This window comes from Pandoraea norimbergensis (genome assembly GCF_001465545.3).
Lineage (GTDB): Bacteria > Pseudomonadota > Gammaproteobacteria > Burkholderiales > Burkholderiaceae > Pandoraea > Pandoraea norimbergensis.
The window spans coordinates 743,189-761,460 of the sequence record NZ_CP013480.3 but is presented as its reverse complement, the minus strand read 5'-3'; the positions used below and the strand labels follow the sequence as shown (position 1 = coordinate 761,460).

The 18,272-nt window shown below is 63.3% G+C and carries 16 protein-coding genes; 9 read left to right on the top strand and 7 right to left on the bottom strand.

Annotated features, from left to right (window positions below; all coding sequences use genetic code 11):
- Positions 1-107 precede the first annotated feature (107 nt).
- On the top strand, positions 108-755 hold the full coding sequence (locus tag AT302_RS03430; RefSeq protein WP_087689746.1) for a YitT family protein: 648 nt from the start codon (positions 108-110) through the stop codon (positions 753-755).
- On the opposite strand, the gene AT302_RS03425 is transcribed toward AT302_RS03430, so the two are convergent.
- The gene (locus AT302_RS03425; RefSeq protein WP_058377222.1) at positions 740-1,639 is read right to left on the bottom strand and encodes a LysR substrate-binding domain-containing protein; all 900 of its coding nucleotides are present in this window, start codon (positions 1,637-1,639) and stop codon (positions 740-742) included. The genes AT302_RS03430 and AT302_RS03425 overlap by 16 nt on opposite strands.
- A gap of 180 nt (positions 1,640-1,819) precedes the next feature.
- Here AT302_RS03425 and AT302_RS03420 point away from each other — a divergent pair, with 180 nt between their 5' ends.
- From AT302_RS03420 to AT302_RS03410, 3 genes are all read left to right on the top strand, one after another.
- Positions 1,820-2,845, top strand: a complete 1,026-nt coding sequence (locus tag AT302_RS03420; RefSeq protein WP_058377221.1) for a DUF1338 domain-containing protein — start codon at positions 1,820-1,822, stop codon at positions 2,843-2,845.
- Between the two features lie 102 nt (positions 2,846-2,947).
- Positions 2,948-4,447, top strand: coding sequence for an L-piperidine-6-carboxylate dehydrogenase (gene amaB, locus AT302_RS03415; protein WP_058377220.1), 1,500 nt, complete (start codon positions 2,948-2,950; stop codon positions 4,445-4,447).
- Positions 4,448-4,630: 183 nt separating this feature from the next.
- Positions 4,631-5,830 carry an aminotransferase-like domain-containing protein gene (locus tag AT302_RS03410; protein WP_058377219.1) on the top strand — a complete coding sequence of 400 codons (1,200 nt, stop codon included), beginning with the start codon at positions 4,631-4,633 and terminating at the stop codon, positions 5,828-5,830.
- Between the two features lie 351 nt (positions 5,831-6,181).
- Here AT302_RS03410 and AT302_RS03405 read toward each other — a convergent pair whose 3' ends face one another.
- On the bottom strand, positions 6,182-7,636 hold the full coding sequence (locus AT302_RS03405; RefSeq protein WP_058377218.1) for a 2-hydroxymuconic semialdehyde dehydrogenase: 1,455 nt from the start codon (positions 7,634-7,636) through the stop codon (positions 6,182-6,184).
- A gap of 203 nt (positions 7,637-7,839) precedes the next feature.
- On the opposite strand from AT302_RS03405, the gene AT302_RS03400 reads away from it, so the two are divergent.
- Positions 7,840-8,628 carry a GntR family transcriptional regulator gene (locus tag AT302_RS03400; protein WP_058377217.1) on the top strand — a complete coding sequence of 263 codons (789 nt, stop codon included), beginning with the start codon at positions 7,840-7,842 and terminating at the stop codon, positions 8,626-8,628.
- Here the strand turns inward: AT302_RS03400 and AT302_RS03395 are convergent.
- The 3 genes from AT302_RS03395 to AT302_RS03385 all read right to left on the bottom strand — a co-directional run bounded on the left by AT302_RS03395 (position 8,558) and on the right by AT302_RS03385 (position 12,396).
- Positions 8,558-9,724 (bottom strand): M20 aminoacylase family protein, encoded by a 1,167-nt coding sequence (locus AT302_RS03395; RefSeq protein ID WP_058377216.1) that lies wholly within the window; start codon positions 9,722-9,724, stop codon positions 8,558-8,560. The two genes, AT302_RS03400 and AT302_RS03395, sit on opposite strands and share 71 nt — an antisense overlap.
- A gap of 67 nt (positions 9,725-9,791) precedes the next feature.
- Entirely contained in the window at positions 9,792-11,027 is a 1,236-nt protein-coding gene (locus tag AT302_RS03390) for a diaminopropionate ammonia-lyase (RefSeq protein WP_058377215.1), read from the bottom strand.
- Positions 11,028-11,088: 61 nt separating this feature from the next.
- On the bottom strand, positions 11,089-12,396 hold the full coding sequence (locus AT302_RS03385) for a Zn-dependent hydrolase (RefSeq protein WP_174554599.1): 1,308 nt from the start codon (positions 12,394-12,396) through the stop codon (positions 11,089-11,091).
- A gap of 170 nt (positions 12,397-12,566) precedes the next feature.
- Between AT302_RS03385 and AT302_RS03380 the strand changes: the two genes are divergently transcribed.
- Positions 12,567-13,040 carry an Lrp/AsnC family transcriptional regulator gene (locus AT302_RS03380; RefSeq protein ID WP_058380068.1) on the top strand — a complete coding sequence of 158 codons (474 nt, stop codon included), beginning with the start codon at positions 12,567-12,569 and terminating at the stop codon, positions 13,038-13,040.
- 26 nt (positions 13,041-13,066) lie between these two features.
- Here AT302_RS03380 and AT302_RS03375 read toward each other — a convergent pair whose 3' ends face one another.
- Positions 13,067-14,032: a GlxA family transcriptional regulator gene (locus tag AT302_RS03375; RefSeq protein WP_058377214.1), complete on the bottom strand. Its 966-nt coding sequence runs from the start codon at positions 14,030-14,032 to the stop codon at positions 13,067-13,069.
- Between the two features lie 130 nt (positions 14,033-14,162).
- On the opposite strand from AT302_RS03375, the gene AT302_RS03370 reads away from it, so the two are divergent.
- Entirely contained in the window at positions 14,163-15,104 is a 942-nt protein-coding gene (locus AT302_RS03370; protein ID WP_058377213.1) for a PLP-dependent cysteine synthase family protein, read from the top strand.
- Positions 15,105-15,125: 21 nt separating this feature from the next.
- Here AT302_RS03370 and AT302_RS03365 read toward each other — a convergent pair whose 3' ends face one another.
- Entirely contained in the window at positions 15,126-16,097 is a 972-nt protein-coding gene (locus AT302_RS03365; RefSeq protein WP_058377212.1) for a bifunctional helix-turn-helix transcriptional regulator/GNAT family N-acetyltransferase, read from the bottom strand.
- A gap of 232 nt (positions 16,098-16,329) precedes the next feature.
- Here AT302_RS03365 and AT302_RS03360 point away from each other — a divergent pair, with 232 nt between their 5' ends.
- The gene (locus AT302_RS03360) at positions 16,330-17,034 is read left to right on the top strand and encodes a response regulator transcription factor (protein ID WP_058377211.1); all 705 of its coding nucleotides are present in this window, start codon (positions 16,330-16,332) and stop codon (positions 17,032-17,034) included.
- Between the two features lie 120 nt (positions 17,035-17,154).
- A complete protein-coding gene (locus tag AT302_RS03355; protein ID WP_058377210.1) occupies positions 17,155-18,270 on the top strand; it encodes an ATP-binding protein in 1,116 nt (371 codons plus the stop codon).
- Positions 18,271-18,272 lie beyond the last annotated feature (2 nt).

Here is an 18,272-nt window from a genome sequence, read left to right as displayed (position 1 = left end):
AGTCAAGCTGCGCGTCGCCAGAGACAGCGACGCGGGAAAGTACCGGCGGCGCGTTACGACACCAGGAGAGTCGGACGCGCCGTCTTGTTGTTCCTGACTTTAAGATCATGAAACACGAATCGGGCGCCGTATCTGGCGTCATGGCGGCCACCGACACAATCGGCGTGCCGCACTCCGTGCTTGAAGACATCTACGCGATGATCATCGGCATGGCATTTGTGGTGGTCGGTCTGGTGCTGCTCAAGGCTGCCGGGTTAGTCACCGGCGGCGTGGCAGGCATCGCGCTGCTCGCCTCTTATATTTTTCCGCTACCGGTGGGCACCATCTTTACGCTGGTGAACATTCCGTTCTTCCTGTTCGCGTACTTCACGATGGGGCCCGGCTTCGCGCTCAAGTCGACGATCGCGAGCTTCGGCATCACCTTCGCCCTCGCGGCCATGCCGCAGACCCTGCACGTCGCGTTCGTCAATCCGCTGTTTGCCGCGTTTGTCGGCGGCACGCTGTGCGGCATGGGCATCCTCGCGCTGGCACGTCATGGCGCAGGTGTGGGCGGCACCGGCATCGTCACGCTCTGGCTGCAACGCCGGCGCGGCATTAACGCGGGCATCTCGCAGGTGTGCATCGATGCCACGATCCTGCTGGTTTCCACCGCCACGATTCCGCTCGGACGCGTGGGCTGGTCGGCGCTGTCGGCCGTTGCCATGAGCGCCATGGTCGTGGCGTGGCATCGCCCGGGCCGCTATACCGGACGGTAAGCACTCGCTTGGGTCAGCAGCCATTGGCGGAATACCGTCAGTGGCTGACCATGCGTGAGTTCCGTCGGATAGACGAGGTAGTAGGCCGATTCGGCCACGCTTTTCACCTCGAACGGAATCGTGAGGTCCAGCGCCCCTAGCTGCGCTTCGACGAAGAACTTCGGCACCAGCGCGATTCCCAATCCGGCCGCAGCACCTGCGATCAGCATCGTATGCAGCTCGTAGCGCAGCCCCTGCACCGTGCGGTTGTCTTCAATGTGCTGCTCGGCAAACCAGCGCGTCCACGCCGAGGGACGCGTGGTCGAGTGCAGCAGCGGGTATTGCAGCAGATCCGCTGCCGTATCGACCGGCCCCCGCAGCAATGACGGGCGGCACACCGGCACCACCTCTTCCCCGAACAAATAGTCCGACGACGTGCCCGGCCAAGTTGGCTGGCCGAAGTGAATGGCCGCCTCGAAGTGCGTCTCGTCAAACGTGAACAGGTCCGTATGCACGCCCATGTTCACGCGCACGTCCGGGTGGCGCTCGTTGAAGTCTTTCATGCGCGGAATCAACCACTCCGAGGCGAACGTCGGCAGCACCGCCAGCTCCAGATAGCCCCCGCCACTGCCGTGCGCCATGATCGACAGCGTGTCGCGGTCGAGTTGCTCCAGCGTACGGCGCACCTGCGTGCTGTACAGACGCCCGGCGCGCGTGAGCACCACGCGTTGCTTCGCCCGGACGAACAGGCGCACGCCGAGTTGGGTCTCCAGCGTGGCGATCTGCCGGGACACCGCACTTTCCGTCAGAAACAGCTCGCGGGCCGCGTGGGTAAAGCTTTCGTGGCGCGCGGCGGCCTCGAAAGCCAGCAGCGCGCCCGTGCTTGGGGTTCTGAACTTGCGCATGTTGATTCCAAAAACGCATCAAGTGGCAATTTTATCTCGCTTTACGCGCGTGTCATCCCTTTCAATAATGCTGTCACTGCAAGAAGGCGCGAGGTGACACTCCCACGCGCCTGCCCCGACACCCTGCGGCGTTGCCTGACATCAAAAAAGCGACAGCGCCCCACCCTGCGAGACATTCCGATGCGCAATGCCAATGTGCAGTCGTTGCTGGTTTCCCTGCTGGGAGAAGCGCGTACCGACGCGCTTTTCGCCACGCTCAACTCGCCGTCGATTCTGGCGGTGTACGAGCCGGGTCAGGTCACCCGTGCCGAACTGGCGCAGGCCATGAACATGGCCTTGTTCGAGGGCTTGCTGGCGCGCTCGCAAAACGGCCGCACCTACACCGAAGAAACCATCGGCAATGGCGGCAGCGTCTATCTCGACCATGGCGCGTTGCGCACCGTGCGTTGGGCCAGCAATGGCGCGTTGCCGCCGGGCGAAGCCGCATTCACGCGAATTCTGCGTCCGCTCGGCTTCCGCCCGAACGGCCGTTACCCGCTGGACCGGCTGGGCATGACCGGCCGCGCCTACGCCCATGAAGATGCACCCGAAGAGATTTCGCAGTTCTTCGTAAGCGAGTTGCACCCTGAGCGTTTCTCCGAGGGGTTCCAGCAAGCCGTCTCGAACGTCGTGGGCACGTCGAAAGACCCGCTGACGCCGGCCGCCGTCGGCCAACTGTGGGAATTGGAACGCGACGGCACCCTGCCGCTCGAAACGGCGCAAGCCTTGCTGCCCGTCATCGTGGGCGCGTTTGCGCGTCAGCATGACGTGCCGGGCGAGGCCGATTACGATGCGTTGCTGGCCGAGTCGGCCGAGATGGCGTGGATTGCCACCGAGGGCAACGCCTTCAACCATGCGACCGACCGTGTCGACGACGTCTTCGCGCTGTCCGATGCTGAAAAGGCGAAGGGCCGTCCGATGAAGCCGGAAGTCGAGCGTTCGCGCTCGGGCCGAGTGTTCCAGACGGCGTATCGTGCCGACGTAGTGCGCCGCGAATTCCGTGCGGCCAACGGCGAGATCGTCACGCGCGACGTGCCGGGCTCGTTCTACGAATTCATCACCCGTCGTCGTGAGTACGACAACACCAAGCATTGCTGGAAGATCGACCTGCGTTTCGACGCGGGGAATGCGCAGGGCATCTTCAAGATGACCGCCAACGCCAAATGACCGTGCGGCGCGGCATACGCGTCGCGACGGGCGCACAATAAGCCCGTCTGACGCCCGCCGCGTCCATTGCCTGCTACCACCGGATTACATAGGGATCTCAACGTGAACGCCACCTCCATCCTCAACGAACTGGGTATTGCCAAGCTGGCCGAGACCGGCGACATCGCCGTGCATTCGCCGATCGACGGCGCCCTCATCGGTCGCGTGGCCAGCGCCAGCGTGAGTGACGCGCAAGCCGCGCTCGCCCGCGCCCATACCGCATTCACCGCCTGGCGCAACGTACCGGCCCCGCGCCGCGGCGAACTGGTCCGTCTGCTCGGCGAAAAGCTGCGCGAGCGCAAGCAGGCGCTTGGCGCGCTGGTCACGCTCGAAGCGGGCAAGATCCTGCAAGAGGGTCTGGGCGAAGTGCAGGAAATGATCGACATCTGCGACTTCGCCGTCGGCCTGTCGCGTCAGTTGTACGGTCTGACCATCGCTTCCGAGCGTCCGGGCCACCGCATGGCTGAAACGTGGCATCCGCTGGGCGTGTGCACCGTCATTTCCGCCTTCAACTTCCCTGTGGCCGTGTGGTCGTGGAATGCTGCGCTGGCCCTCGTGTGCGGCAATGCCGTCGTGTGGAAGCCGTCGGAGAAGACCCCGTTGACCGCGCTGGCCGTCAACAAGTTGATGGAAGAAGTCATTGCCGAGTTCGGCGACGCCCCGGAAGGCTTGACCGCACTGATCATCGGCGGTCGCGACGTGGGTGAAGCGCTCGTGGCCGATCCGCGTTCCGCCATCGTGAGCGCGACCGGCAGCACTGAGATGGGCCGCAAGGTCGGCGTAGAAGTCGCACGCCGCTTCGGCCGTTCGATTCTCGAACTGGGCGGCAACAACGCTGGCATCGTGACCGGCAGCGCCGATATGGAATTGGCCTTGCGCGGCATCGTCTTCTCCGCCGTGGGTACGGCAGGTCAGCGTTGCACCACGCTGCGCCGTCTGTTCGTGCATGAGAGCGTGTACGACAAGACCGTCGATCGCCTGAAGAGCCTGTACGGCAAGGTGTCGATTGGCAACCCGCTCGAGCGTGGCACGCTGATGGGCCCGCTGATTGACGAAGGTGCTTTCCAGCGCATGCAGGGCGCGCTCGACATGGCACGTGCGCAGGGTGGCAAGGTGACTGGCGGCGAGCGTCATGCCGTGGCGGGTGCCGACAAGGGCTTCTACGTGAAACCGGCCATCGTCGAGATGTCGTCGCAGACCGACGTCGTGCTGACCGAAACCTTCGCGCCGATTCTGTACGTGCTCAAGTACAGCGATTTCAACGAAGCCATCGATGGCAACAATGCGTCGTCGCATGGTTTGTCGTCGTGCGTGTTCACGACCGACTTGCGCGAGGCTGAGCGCTTCACGTCGTCGGCGGGTAGCGATTGCGGCATTGCCAACGTCAACATTGGCCCGAGCGGCGCAGAAATTGGCGGCGCGTTCGGTGGCGAGAAAGAAACCGGCGGCGGTCGCGAGTCGGGTTCCGATGCATGGAAGGGTTACATGCGCCGTGCCACCAACACCGTCAACTACTCTTCCGCCCTGCCGCTCGCGCAAGGCATCGACTTCTCGATCGAGTGATATCGCATTAAGGCTCGCCCGGCACCATGGACTCGCACGAGCCATCTGCCGGGTGCACCGCGAATCTTGTAAGCGCCTGCCCGCCGCTGTTGGCGGGTAGCGTTTGCCACCTCCCGAATCCCATTCTCGCGTCACGCGTTCTGCACGCGCCACGCTCCCCACGCTTTCGATAGCGAGGCCCACATGTACGCCTTCACTTCTCCGTTTGCCAATCCGGCGGGCTCGCCCATTCGCGAGCTGTTCAAGTACTTGTCCGAGCCGGGCATGATTTCCTTCGCGGGCGGCTATCCGGCCAGCGATCTGTTCGACGTCGAAGGGTTGGCGGCAGCGCAGGCGCGTGCCTTCGCGCAGCCGACGCGTTGCCTGCAATATGGACCGACCGACGGTTTGGCCGAACTCAAGACCCAGATCATCGCGTTGATGGCGACGCGTGGTGCGCGTTGCGCGAGCGACGAGTTGTTGGTCACAACCGGTTCGCAGCAAGGGCTGGATTTGCTGCTGCGCGTACTGGTAGCGCCGGGTGATGTGGTGGTGACCGAGCAGCCGGCGTATCCGGCGACATTGCAGGCGTTGCGGCTTCAGCAGGCGCAGGTCGTGACCGTGCCGGTCGATGCACAGGGTCTGGACGTCGACTATCTCGAAGCGCTACTGCGTGACGGAAAGATTGCCACGCCGAAGCTGCTGTACACCGTGCCCACGTTTGCCAACCCCACGGGCGCGACGCTTTCGCGCGAACGGCGTGTGGCGTTGTTGAAGCTGGCGGCGGAATATCGCTTCATCGTGGTCGAGGACGATCCGTATGGTGATTTGCGGTTTGCGGGCGAGGCACTCCCCACGTTGTTGGAACTGACGGACGAGGTGCCGGGTTCACGCGAATGGCTGGTGCACTTTTCGAGCTTGTCGAAAATCGTGGCACCGGGGTTGCGGGTGGGTTGGACGATAGCGCCGCCGGAGATTGCGCGGCGATGTGTGGTGGCGAAGCAGACGGTGGATCTGTGCAGCGTGCCGTGGACGCAGGCGGTAGCGGCGGAGTATTTGGCCGACGGTGCACTAGAGCGGCATTTGCCGAGCATCAAGCTGGCGTACAAGCGCAAGTGTGATGCGATGTGCGAGGCGCTGGGGACGTTGTTGGGTGACGAGATCCAGTTCCATGCACCGGAGGGTGGGATGTTCGTGTGGGCGCGACTGGCGGCGGTAAAGACGAGCGAGTTGTTGCCCCATGCCATCGCAGAGAAAGTGTTGTTCGTCCCGGGCACGGCGTTCTACGCAGAAGATGCCGATGCGGCGTCGTTGCGTTTGTCGTTCGCGGCACCGGGTGTGGATGCCATCGAAGAAGGGGTAAAGCGTTTGCAGCGGGCGATGCAAGCCGTGGGGGAGAAGTAGGAATAAGGCAAGTGCACCAAGGGTTGCAACGAATCGTGGGAGTGGAAACGAGTCGGCGGCGCATCCGAGCATTTGCTGATGCGAAGTGACGCAAATGGTCGGATGTGGCGACGACCGACCGGGAGCGCGAGCCTGCGGGGCGGGAAGCGATGCCTGGGTGGCGAGACGTAGGGATGGGTTGCGACGAAAAGGTGGTGGATGACGAGCCGTCGGTGCGCTACCCGTTTTCCAAAGCGAATTACGTGGAGCGACGAAAACGGGTGGCGTGCCGGCGGCCGACCACAGGAGTGGATAGCAGGTCCGCGCCGGAACAGACCGACGCGGTGTGAGCCATTCACAAACTACGGTAAATCAAAGCTTCACACAGACATTCCGAAGTTCGGTGTAGAACTCAAGCGAGTGCACGCCGCCTTCGCGTCCGATGCCGGATTGTTTCGCGCCACCGAAGGCGGTGCGGAGGTCACGCAGGAACCATGCATTGATCCAGCACACGCCCACTTCCAGCGCAGCGCCCATGCGATGCGCCCGGCTGACGTCCGTCGTCCAGACCGTGGCAGCAAGGCCGTAAGGTGTCGCGTTCGCCATCGCGACGACTTCGTCTTCCGTATCGAACGGTGCGATATGGCAGCACGGTCCGAAGATTTCTTCGCGGATCACTGAGGCAGTTTCGGGCAGTCCGGTCCAGATCGTGGGCTGCACCCAAGCGCCGTCTTTCATTGCAGCGGGCATATCGGGCACGCCGCCACCGGTCACCACCGTCGCGCCTTCCTCGCGGGCTTTCGCATAGTAGGACAACACCTTCTCGCGATGCACCTGCGAGACGAGCGGGCCGAAATTAGTCCCTTCCGCGTACGGATCACCGATCTTCAGCGATTCCGCACGTTCCTTCAGCGCGGCCACGAAGCGATCGAAAATCGGCCGCTGCACGTAGACGCGTTCCGTCCCCAGACAGACCTGTCCGCTGTTGTCGAAGCTTGAGCGCGTGATACCCGCCACCGCCTTATCGAAGTCCGCGTCGGCAAACACAATGCCCGGATTCTTGCCGCCCAGTTCGAACGACACCGGACGCACGCCATTCGCCGCGGCCTTCATAATCGCTTCGCCCGTACGAGTTTCGCCCGTGAAGGTGATGCCATTCACTCCCGGATGCTCCGTCAGGAATGCCCCTGCCGACTCCGGACCAAAGCCGTGCACCACGTTGTAGACCCCCGCCGGCACCCCGACTTCGTTCATCACTTCGCCCAGCAGCGTGGCCGTCGCGGGCGTTTCCTCCGACGGCTTCACCACTACCGTGTTGCCGAAGGCCAGCGCCGGGCCAACCTTCCACGTCATCAACAGCAGCGGCAGATTCCACGGACACACCACCGCGATCACGCCGCGCGGTGTGCGCACGCCATAGTTCAGCGCGTTGCCGCCATCCGGCGTCACCATCGCGAACGACTCCGTCGGCACGTTCTTGATCATGTCCGCGAACACCTTGAAGTTCGCGGCGCCGCGCGGAATGTCCAGATGGCTCGCCAGACCGTGCGGCTTGCCCGTATCCGCAATTTCAGCGGCCAGAAAGTCGTCGAAACGGCGGTTGATTCCGTCCGCCACGCCGTGCAGCAGTTCCACCCGCTGGGCCACCGTCATCTTTCCCCACGGGCCTTGCAGCGCGGCGCGCGCCGCACGCACGGCGGCGTCTACCTCCGTACGGCCGGCCTCATGCACCCGGCCGATCAGGCTGTTGTCCACCGGGTTGCGGTTCTCGAACGTGCGGGCGCTCGACACCCACTCGCCGTTGATGAAGTTCTGAAAGTCTTTCATGTCTCGCTCTCGATTTATCTGGGAATGACCGCCATCGGACGTGCCGATGCGACATGGCCACACGATAAATCGCACCTCGGACCCTCGTCAATATTTTCTCGAGAATTTTTATTTATCTCGATTATTCTGTCGTTTTGCGACAATTTTCATCAAACTGCCTATAATCGCGAAACTCGATCAAACCCGCGATCACCGACAGCCCCATGCTTAGTAACGCCACGTCCGCCACCTCGCCCACCCAAACCGCCGACGCCACACTCGCGCAAAGCGCTTACCTGCGCCTGCGCAGCGACATCGTCGACGGTGTGCTGATGCCGGGCGAGAAGCTGCGGGTCGAGCATCTGAAGGATCGGTATGCGGTGGGCGCGGGCACCCTGCGCGAAGCGCTGGCGCTGCTGGTCGCCGATGCGCTCGTGGTGCAACAAGGGCATCGGGGGTTTCGAGTGACGCCGATCTCGCTAGCCGACTTCATCGACATCACCGAGACTCGCGTGCAGTTGGAGACGGAGGCATTGCGCCAGTCCATCACGCTGGGCGACGACACGTGGGAAGCCAATCTGACAAGTGCGTTTCACCTGCTCACGCTGGCAGAAGAACGATTGGCAAGTGGTGCAGTGGGCGGAAGTACCGGCGCAGAGGCCTTCGCGCAATGGGAAGAACGCAATCGCGCGTTCCATGAAGTGCTGATCGCCGCGTGTCCGTCACGCTGGCTGCATCACTTTCTCTCGATTCTGTACCGGCAGTCCGAGCGCTACCGCCGCCTGTCCATCACGCACCAGCCCGTGCCGCGCGACGTGCATGAAGAACATCAGGCGATCTTCGATGCGTGTCTCGCACGCGATGCTGCCAAGGCGTCCGAATACCTCGCCGCCCACATCCGCAAGACGCTCGAAGCGGTGCGAGAACTACCGGACGCCGTGATCAACGCGGCAAACTCTCCCGCACAATCTGCGCGAAATATTTCGCCCCTAGCGGCAGAATCGCGTCGTTGAAGTCGTAGCAGGCGTTGTGTAGCGGTATCGCGCCGGGTTCATCGCGTGTGCCGTTGCCAATGAACGCGAAGTTGCCCGGCAGATGTTGCAGGAACACCCCGAAGTCTTCCGCCGCCATCACGGGCGCGATGTTCGCCTCGACCATCGCGTCGCCCGCCACCGCGCGCGCGGCGCGCACCGCAACGCCAGTGTTCGCGTCCCAGTTCATCGTCGGCGCAAACTCGTGCGTGTACTCGAACTCGCACTGCGCACCGTGCATCGCACAGATCCCCATGCAGATGTCACGCATGCGAGTCTCCAACAAACGCTGCACGTCGGGCGTGTAGCTGCGTGTGTCGCCCTTGATCACGACGTTCGTCGGAATCGCATTGCGAATGCCGTCGGTAGTGAATTCCGTACACGACACCACCGCCGACTCGCCCGGGTCCACGCTACGCGACACCACCGTTTGCAGCGCCACCACGATCTCAGCGCCGATCACCAGCGGATCGATCCCCATGTGCGGCCGCGCTGCGTGAGTGCCCTTGCCGCGAATCCGGATGACGAAGTTGTCTTCACTCGCCATGATGCCGCCCACGCGCGTGGCGATCTGCCCCGCCGGGATACCCGGCATGTTGTGAACCCCGTAAATCGCATCGATGGGAAAGCGCGTCAGCAGCCCGTCGGCAATCATGGCCTTCGCGCCACGGCCATGTTCCTCGGCCGGCTGAAAAATAAAGCGCACCGTGCCGTTGAAGTCACGCGATTCACATAGCAACTTCGCGGCACCCAGCACCATCGACATATGGCCGTCGTGTCCGCAAGCGTGCATCTTGCCCGCCACCTGCGACGCGTGATCACGCCCGGGCGCCTGCTCAGTGATGAGCAACGCGTCCATATCCGCGCGAATGCCGATGGCCCCCGGCCCATCGCCTACCGTGAGACTCGCCACGACACCCGTGCCGCCGATGCCGCGCTGCACGTCCAGCCCGAAGCTTTCCAGAATCGTGGCCACCGTTTGCGACGTTCTGAGTTCTTCGAAACCCGTCTCAGGGAGACGATGGAACGCATGCCGCCAGTCGGTCAGTGCCTTCGCGAAATAGGTGTCCTGCGTCATCTTCGGTCTCTCACAATGTCAAAGTGCGGGTGCTGATGCGGTCGCGGTTAGCGGTGAAAGCGGCGATTTAGCGCGACAACCACGCGCGCTGACGCGTCAACACCTCGTCCGCCGTCTCGCCCACCAGTTCTGCATAGACCGACGGTGCCGTAGCACCCTCAGTGTTGATCAGCAACACTCGCGAAGCATCATTCAGCCCGATCGCCGACGCCCACGCCGGTGACGCTGCCGCCGCCATCAACCCGGCCAGCCCTGCCACGCCCGACTCACCGGCAACAAACGGCACATCGTTTGCGCTGCCCTGCGCAAGACGCTGCATCGCATCAACGGCCTGCGCATCGGTCACCGTCATGAACGCATCGACGCACGGTTGCAGAAAACGCCACGCCAGCGGCGACGTCTCACCACAGGCTAACCCCGCCATCACCGAATCGACGGTGCCCGTCGCCTGCGCCGCTCGCCCCGCCATCGCGCTTTGATACAGACAATCGGCCTGCTCCGGTTCAACCACCACAAACGTCGGACGATTTGCGCCCCACTGCTCCCATAAGTAGCTGGCAACCCCTGCTGCCAGACCACCCACACCGCCTTGAAGAAAGACATGCGTGACTGGCGGCACTTCATCCGCATGCTGCGAATTTTCACGCCCCAGCGTCTCGACAACCTCAGCAGCGATGGTGCCATAGCCTTGCATCACATCACGTGGGATCTCGTCGTAGCCGTCGTAAGACGTGTCCGAAACCACGTGCCAGCCATTGCGCTGTGCGAGCGCCGCCGCCTCGGTCACCGACGCATCGTAGTTGCCCGCGATGCGCACGATCTGCGCACCATAGGCAGCAATTGCTTGCTCGCGCTCATCGCTCACGTGCGCATGCAGCACGATCACGCAACGGCAACCGACACGCTTGGCCGCAGCCGCCAAGGCCCGGCCGTGATTCCCATCGGTCGCGCTGATCGCCGTGAAGCCCGCAAGCGCCTCGCGATGCGCACCGGCAAACAAGGTCGCCGCCGTGAAGCCCTTGCTCTCGAAGGTCCGCAGAATCAATCGCACGAGGGCAATCGGCGCACCCAGCGCTTTAAAGCTCCCAAGCGCCGAGCGCAACGCTTCATCCTTCACCCGCACGCTTTGCACGCCCAGCGACGACGCAAGATCGGGCAATTCGCGCAACGGTGTGCTGCCCGCGTGCAGACCGTCCCATTGCATGAGCCATTCGCGGCTTTGGCTCGCACGGGCGATGCTCATGATGGTCTGAAGTTCGGCGGGATACGACGAGCGCGACGCCCGAGGATTCACGTAAAGCATGGGGGGACTCCGGAATTTCAATAGTGGGGGCAGCGATGCAAAGCCTTGGTGCGACGCTCGCTCAACCGAGCGACAAGACACCCAGCCGTTGCGCGACCACGTCGAGCAGCACCTCGGCCCCGCTGACCAGTTGTGCGTCGTCGGTATGCTCGCGCGGGTTGTGGCTGATGCCGCCGCGGCTGGGCACGAAGATCATCGCGGCGGGGGCGATGCGCGAAATCATCTGCGCGTCGTGACCCGCGCCCGAGGTCATCCGCCTGTACGACAGGCCCCGCTTCTCGGTGCAGGCGGCGATGACATCCGCGAGTGCCGCGTCGAACACGACAGGCGAGAAGCGCGCGAAACGCTCCGTCGTGACACGCACACCTTCCTCCTGAGCGATCTGCGTCAGGAACTCGGCCAGCCGCGCCTCGCCTGCGGCCAGACGCTGCTCGTCAGGGTCTCGCATATCCACCGTGAACACGGCCTTGCGCGAGATCACATTGATCACGCCCGGCGACAATTGCATCGTGCCGACCGTGGCAAGCGTCGTGCCCGAGTCGCGTGCGATGCGGCGCAATTCCGTCACCACGGCTGCTGCCACGTACCCGGCGTCGTGCCGCAGATGCGTGGGCGTCGTACCCGCGTGATTGGCATTACCGTCAATGGTGATCTGCTGCCACGAGATGCCTTGCAGGTTTTCCACCACGCCGATGGCCAGACCTTCCGCTTCCAGAATCGGGCCCTGCTCGATGTGAAGTTCGAGATATTCATGCGGCACCAGCGTGCCCGGTGCCATGTCACCGGCGTAGCCGATGCGCGCCAACTCGTCGCCCAGCCTCGCGCCATCGGTGCCAATCGCGTCCAGCGCTTCGTCGAGCGAGAACCCGCCCGCGTGAACGAGCGAACCCATCATGTCGGGGTGGAAACGCGCGCCTTCCTCATTGGTGAACGCCACCACCGTGATGGGACGCGACGGCACAATGCCCGCCTCGCGGAACGCCCGGACGACGGCCAGTCCGCCGAGCACACCGTAGCAGCCGTCGAGCGCACCGGCATTGACGACCGTGTCGATATGCGAGCCCATCATGAGCGGGCGCAGCGCCTTGCCCTCGGCATCTGTCGCTTCGGACGGCAACGTGCCGAAGATGTTGCCGATGCGGTCGACCTGAATGTCGAGATCGAGCTCGCGCATCCACGCGACGACCTGATCGCGGCCCGCCTTCTCGGCGTCGGTGAGCGCCACACGGGTGCGGCCGCCGTTGACGGGATCGGCACCGATCTCACCCAGTGCGCGCAGTTGTTGCAGCAACACCGGCCCGTTAAGACGGAGTGGGGAAATCAGGGAGGTCGCGGAATCGGTGAAGGAAGTGCGTTCGTTGTCGGACATGAGACGGTGGTGGTGTGGTCCTGCGTGTGACGTGAGCACCGCGATAACGCGCCCTGTGCAGGTGGCGAGTTACCGCTGGCGGAGTATCATCGGATGCCCTGAATAATATTCCGGACCACGCGTACGATTCGCGCGTTTTTGCGTATCCAATCGAATTTTTATTGCGCACCATGCCCCTCGACAGCTACGACATCGCCCTGCTCGCCGCGATTCAGCAAGACGCGACGACGCCGCAGCATGCCCTCGGCGCACAAGTGAATCTGTCGTCCGCCGCCGTCAATCGCCGATTGAAGAAGCTCGCCGACGAGGGCGTGACGCGAAAGACCGTGTCGTTGATCGACCCGGCGCGCGTGGGCTATCCGCTCACGATCATCACCGAGATCGAAGTCGAGAACGAGCGGCTCGACCTGCTCGATGCCATGCGGCGCAGCTTTCTCGCGTGCCCGCAGGTGCAGCAGTGCTACTACGTGGCCGGCGAGTGCGACTTCGTGGTCATCATGGTCGTGCAGGACATGGCGCAGTACACCGAACTCACGCGTGCGCTCTTCTTCGAGACCAACAACGTGAAACGCTTCAAGACGCTCGTGTCCATGAGCAACGTGAAGGTCGGTCTGGAAGTGCCGATGGACGGACTGAGCGGCTGAGCTCTCGCCATAACGCTTTCATTACATCAACGCATTTCCGCGCGAAGTTCGCGCACACCACGTCCCAGCTTGCGACGCAGCAACGTGCGCAACGTCGCCGAGTCGGCATAGCCCACTTCAGTCGCGATCGTCTCGAGATCGCAGCCGGTGGAGACGAGATGCTGAGCGCGTTCGATACGCAAATCCTGAAAGAACGCCAGCGGCGACTTACCGAGTACCGCCTCGGTACGGCGCTGCAACGTCCGCGGTCCGACGGCCAGCGCACGGGCCGCGTCCTGAAGCGAAAAACCCGCTGAGAGATGCTCGCGCGCCCAGCGCTCGAACTTCGCAATTAGCGGGTCGGCATTGGCCAAAAAATCGGGAATCACGTATCTGGCCTGCGACGAGCGCGTGTCAATCAGCATCAGACGCGCCACCAGCGCCGCCAACTCGGGGCTCGCCTGTCGCACCAGCCAGAGTGCCAGATCGAGGTGCCCCATCATCGCGCCCGCCGTCACGATCCGGTCGGACGCCACCAGCATTCTCGAATCGTCGAGATCGACCGCCGGATAGCGCTGCCGGAAAAACGGTGCCAACGACCACGTTGTCGTCGCCGTGCGTTGATTCAGCAGACCGGTCTCCGCGAGCAGGAACGTGCCGATACACGCGGCGGCGATGCCGCTACTCCCCACATCGTGCCAGCGCCGGATATGTCCGATAGCATCACGCACATCGGCGCGCACCAACGCTTCGGCCAGCGGGTCGGGTTGCTTGGTGTTGAGCGCCGGCACGACGACCCAGTCCGCGTGATGCAGGGCGTTCGCCGACGCCACTGACAACGAGAACCCCAGTGCCGTGCGAATGCTTCTGCGCACGCCCACGACATGGACGTCGAACGGTGGCGTCGGAAAACCCTGCATGGCCGCGAGTTCGTTCGCGGTGGAGAACGTATCCATCAATACCGTCAGCCCCGTGTCGAATACGCCGTCAAGGGCAAGAATGGCGAGCTTCATGTCGTAAATGACTCGAATAATGTCATTCCCGACTATAGTTTGCGCTGCCGTCCGGGTCTAGACTTTGTTGTGACGCAGCCCTTGCTGGCCGCCCATGAAAGACACGACACGAGACTAGCGAGCGCCCTTTATGAATGCTTCCCCGACATCCATCCTCGACACCATCGGCAACACCCCGTTGTTGCCGCTTCGGCATGTTGTGCCCGCCAACGGCGCACGCATCCTGCTGAAACTCGAAACGCAGAACCCGACCGGCAGCATGAAAGACCGCATGGCGCTGGCGATGATCGAAGCCCCCGAGTCCGATGGACGCCTGCCGCCCGGCGGTGCCGTCGTGGAGTACACCGGCGGCAGCACGGGCGTCTCGCTCGCGCTCATCTGTGCGGTGAAGAAACACCCGCTGCATATCGTGACGTCCGACGCGTTTTCCAAGGAAAAACTCGACCACATGCGGTTGCTCGGTGCCAGGCTCACGCTGATTCCGAGCGACAACGGCAAGCAGACGGCACGGCTGACGAAGGACATGATTCGTGAAGCCCATCGCATCGCAGACGAAACGGGCGCCTATCTCACGGCGCAGATGGAGAACACCGATCAGTTGCACGCGTACACGCTGATGGCCGACGAAATCTGGACGCAGACCGGTGGCCGTATCGATGGCTTCGTGCAGAGTGTGGGCACCGCCGCGTCGTTGCGCGGTATCGCCCAAGCGCTACGTCAGCGCGACGCGAACATTCGCATGGTGGCGGTAGAACCGGCAGAGTCGGCGGTGTTGTCGGGTGGCCCGTCTGGTGCGCACAAGATCGACGGTATTGGTGCGGGCTATGTGGTGCCGCTCTGGCGCGACGATATCGCCAACGACATCGAGCGCGTCACGACCGACGAAGCGAAAGCGATGGCGTTTCGACTGGCCGCCGAGGAGGGGCTGTTTTGTGGCACGTCCACGGGTGCGAATGTGACGGCAGCACTACGCCTTGCGGAGCGGCTCGGCCCCGGCGCGACCGTCGTCACCATCATGTGCGATACGGGCATGAAGTATCTGAAGACGTTTGCCGAGCACTTGACGCCATAAGCACTTGGGGCGCGACGGATCTTACTTACTGCGCGAGCGCGTGAAACGCTGCTCGGTAACCTCGGTGCCCCACTGCGCGCCCGTCGATTCGGAGGCCAGTTCGAAGCCGAACGATTCGTAGAGGTGGCGCGCAGCGTCCAGCCCCTTGAACGTCCACAGATAAGTCTCGCGAAAGCGCTCGTCGACGAACGGCATGGCCTGCGACATCAGTTGCCGTCCGATCCCCGTACCCCGCAGCGAATCGTCGACGATGAACCATCGCAAATGCGCCACGCCGGTGGTGAAATCGCCGTCGATGGCGAGCGACGCCAGCGTGCGGCCTTGCTCGACGCAAAGCCATATTGCCTTGCCCTCGACAGGCAACGCCCCGGCAAATTCCGCCAGTTCCGTGGCGACCCGCTTCTCAAAGAACGCGCCAAAGCCCCAGTGTTCCGCGTAAAACCGGGCGTGCAGGCTCGCGATGTCGCCGATGCAGCCGGGCACGTAGCCCTGCTTCACCGACGGCCCCTCGGCATGCATGCCCGTAGACTTCGCCACGTTGTCGACCGCCAGCGCATCGGCATACAGCGCCAGCGAACGAATCAACGCCTGTTGATCGGCTGGCACCAGACGCCGCAGCGCGTTGGAGACCTGATCGGTCGCAAACTGGTCGATTCGCTTGCGCAGCGCCTGCCCGGCTGGCGTCAGTTGCAACGCGAACGTCCGGGCGTCGTCCTTCGACGCCACACGGGTGACGAGACCGCAGGCTTCCAGCTTGGCAAGCTGGCGGCTGGTGTTCGACTTGTCGAGCCGCAGCAGTCCGCCCAGATCCTTCGCGCTCACGCCCGGATTTGCGCCGATCTCAATGACCGCATGGACCGCCGAGGGGGCCAGATCGCTGTCGGCCAGCGTCGTGCGCATGAAACCAAGCTCGCGCACCAGCTTGCGCGAAAACTCCCGCAGTTCGAGAATCGTGGCGTCTCGCGATCCAGCGTTCAGGTCGGTGATATCCATGGCACGGGGGGCAGATTGGCTGCATTAGTTGCGCTTCGCAACAATATAGTTGCATAGTGCAACTTATGCAAGGCGGAAATTTACCGGATCGCTAGCGCGATGCGCGCATTTGCGCCGTCGCGTTTGATGGAGAATTGTCGCGTTTTGTCGACACGCCGTCGCAACGCGCGAGAAGCCACTAAACTGCTGGCCGAAGCTGCCCTCTCTCCCCCCGTTCGTTGCCATCTCGAAAATGCCCACCAGGATCCTTCTCGTCGAAGACGACGCGCGCCTCTCAGCCCTGGTCGCCGGGTATCTGCAAAAGCATGGTTATCAGGTCGATACCGTGCTCGACGGGGGCCGCGCGGTGCAGGCGATCATCAAACGCCGCCCCGATCTGGTCATCCTCGACGTGAACCTGCCCGGTAAAGACGGGTTTCAGGTGTGCCGCGAAGCGCGCGAGCATTACGACGGTATCGTCATCATGGTGACCGCGCGCGACGAGGAGTTCGACGAAGTGCTCGGGCTGGAACTGGGTGCCGACGATTACGTGCACAAGCCAGTGCAGCCACGCGTGCTGCTCGCACGCATCAAGGCGCAACTGCGCCGTAACGTGCAACGGCCGTCATCGGCAGTGCAGCCGGAATCGATCACCTTCGGCAAGTTCAGGATCGACCGTGGCAACCGCACGGTGACGCTGCCCAACGGCACCACCCCCGACCTGACTTCGGCAGAGTTCGATCTGCTGTGGGCGTTGGCGCGCTCTGCCGGGCAGGTCGTCACGCGGGACGATCTGGTGCGGCAACTGCGCGGCGTCGAATTCGACGGGGTCGACCGCTCGGTCGACGGTGGCATTTACAAGCTGCGCCGCAAGCTGGGCGACGACACCACGCCGCCCCAGCGCATTCTGACCGTGCGCGGCAAGGGCTATCAGCTCAACAAGTCGGATTGGGATTGAGTCGTGCGGCACGTATGAAACCGCGCGCTGGCGCCGGGTTGTCCGACACGACACAGTAAGACGCCCGAAGACGCTCGACAACCCTCGAAGACATAACGCAACACCTCGCCGGGACAAACCATGCGTGGCCATCATTTCCAGCCTTACCGCTACTGCCGGCTCCGGTGGCAGCGCTTCCGGCGCTCGTGGACCGACACCCGGGCCGACCGGCGCCCCAGTTGGTCGCGTCTCTATGTGCGCACCTACACTCGCCTGCTGTGGTTGTGCCTGCTCGTGCTAGCTGTGCCAGCAGCACTCCTGCTGATCAATCTGCCCGCTGAATGGCTTCACGAGCACTTGCTGACGGCGCGGTTCCTGCTGCCGCTCGCTGTATCCACACTGGCGCTGCCCGCCATCGTCGCGTATCGGTGGATGCGCCCTGTCTGGGTCGATCTGGTGATGGTGCGCGAACGTGCCATCGACTTCAGCGGCGGACAATTTCATACCCGGGCGCGCGAATCCTATAGCGTGATCATTGGCCCGCTCGCACGGACGCTGAACGCGCTTGCCGAGCGCATGGAGAAGTTGATAGCCACGCAACGCGATCTGACTAACGGTATCTCGCACGAACTGCGCACGCCCTTGGCCCGGTTGCGATTTGCACTGGAAATCTTGCGTGATCCGTCGTCGCCCGCGGATGCGTGTCAACAAGCGCTCGAGAGCATCGATCAGGATGTGACGGAACTCGACGAACTGATCGACATGAGCCTGACGTTCGCGCGCCTCGAATACAGCTCGCTTCAATCGCACGTCGAAGCCACCTCGGTATCGAACTGGTTCACGGCGCAGGTGCGCGACGCCACGCTGCTCTACGCCGATCGCGAGATCACGCTCGACACCGACTGGGACACCTCGCAGCTGGTGGTGATGGACAAGCGCCTGATGTCTTACGCGATGCGCAATCTGCTGCGCAATGCCAGCCGCTACGCCACCTCGCGGATTGTCGTGGGGCTGCATTTGCGCCACGGCAATGTGGAAATCTATGTGGAAGACGACGGCCCCGGCATTCCGGAAAGCGAACGCAAGCGAATCTTCGATGCCTTCGTCCGTCTGGACCGCAGAACGGGCGGCTATGGTCTTGGCCTCGCCATCACCGAACAGGTCTTGCGTGCCCACAACGGGCGCGTTGTCGCGACCGATCCGGTCACGCTGGGCGGCGCGCGCTTCGAGATGAGCTGGCCGGCAGTGACGCGGTAGCG

Coding starts and splice junctions, on each gene's coding strand:
- AT302_RS03385 (WP_174554599.1), bottom strand. CDS start 12,396: ATGTCCGACAACGAACGCACTTCCTTCACCGATTCCGCGACCTCCCTG.
- AT302_RS03355 (WP_058377210.1), top strand. CDS start 17,155: ATGCGTGGCCATCATTTCCAGCCTTACCGCTACTGCCGGCTCCGGTGG.
- AT302_RS03410 (WP_058377219.1), top strand. CDS start 4,631: ATGTACGCCTTCACTTCTCCGTTTGCCAATCCGGCGGGCTCGCCCATT.
- AT302_RS03425 (WP_058377222.1), bottom strand. CDS start 1,639: ATGCGCAAGTTCAGAACCCCAAGCACGGGCGCGCTGCTGGCTTTCGAG.
- AT302_RS03405 (WP_058377218.1), bottom strand. CDS start 7,636: ATGAAAGACTTTCAGAACTTCATCAACGGCGAGTGGGTGTCGAGCGCC.
- AT302_RS03370 (WP_058377213.1), top strand. CDS start 14,163: ATGAATGCTTCCCCGACATCCATCCTCGACACCATCGGCAACACCCCG.
- AT302_RS03375 (WP_058377214.1), bottom strand. CDS start 14,032: ATGAAGCTCGCCATTCTTGCCCTTGACGGCGTATTCGACACGGGGCTG.
- AT302_RS03420 (WP_058377221.1), top strand. CDS start 1,820: ATGCGCAATGCCAATGTGCAGTCGTTGCTGGTTTCCCTGCTGGGAGAA.
- AT302_RS03400 (WP_058377217.1), top strand. CDS start 7,840: ATGCTTAGTAACGCCACGTCCGCCACCTCGCCCACCCAAACCGCCGAC.
- AT302_RS03390 (WP_058377215.1), bottom strand. CDS start 11,027: ATGCTTTACGTGAATCCTCGGGCGTCGCGCTCGTCGTATCCCGCCGAA.
- AT302_RS03360 (WP_058377211.1), top strand. CDS start 16,330: ATGCCCACCAGGATCCTTCTCGTCGAAGACGACGCGCGCCTCTCAGCC.
- AT302_RS03365 (WP_058377212.1), bottom strand. CDS start 16,097: ATGGATATCACCGACCTGAACGCTGGATCGCGAGACGCCACGATTCTC.
- AT302_RS03430 (WP_087689746.1), top strand. CDS start 108: ATGAAACACGAATCGGGCGCCGTATCTGGCGTCATGGCGGCCACCGAC.
- AT302_RS03380 (WP_058380068.1), top strand. CDS start 12,567: ATGCCCCTCGACAGCTACGACATCGCCCTGCTCGCCGCGATTCAGCAA.
- AT302_RS03395 (WP_058377216.1), bottom strand. CDS start 9,724: ATGACGCAGGACACCTATTTCGCGAAGGCACTGACCGACTGGCGGCAT.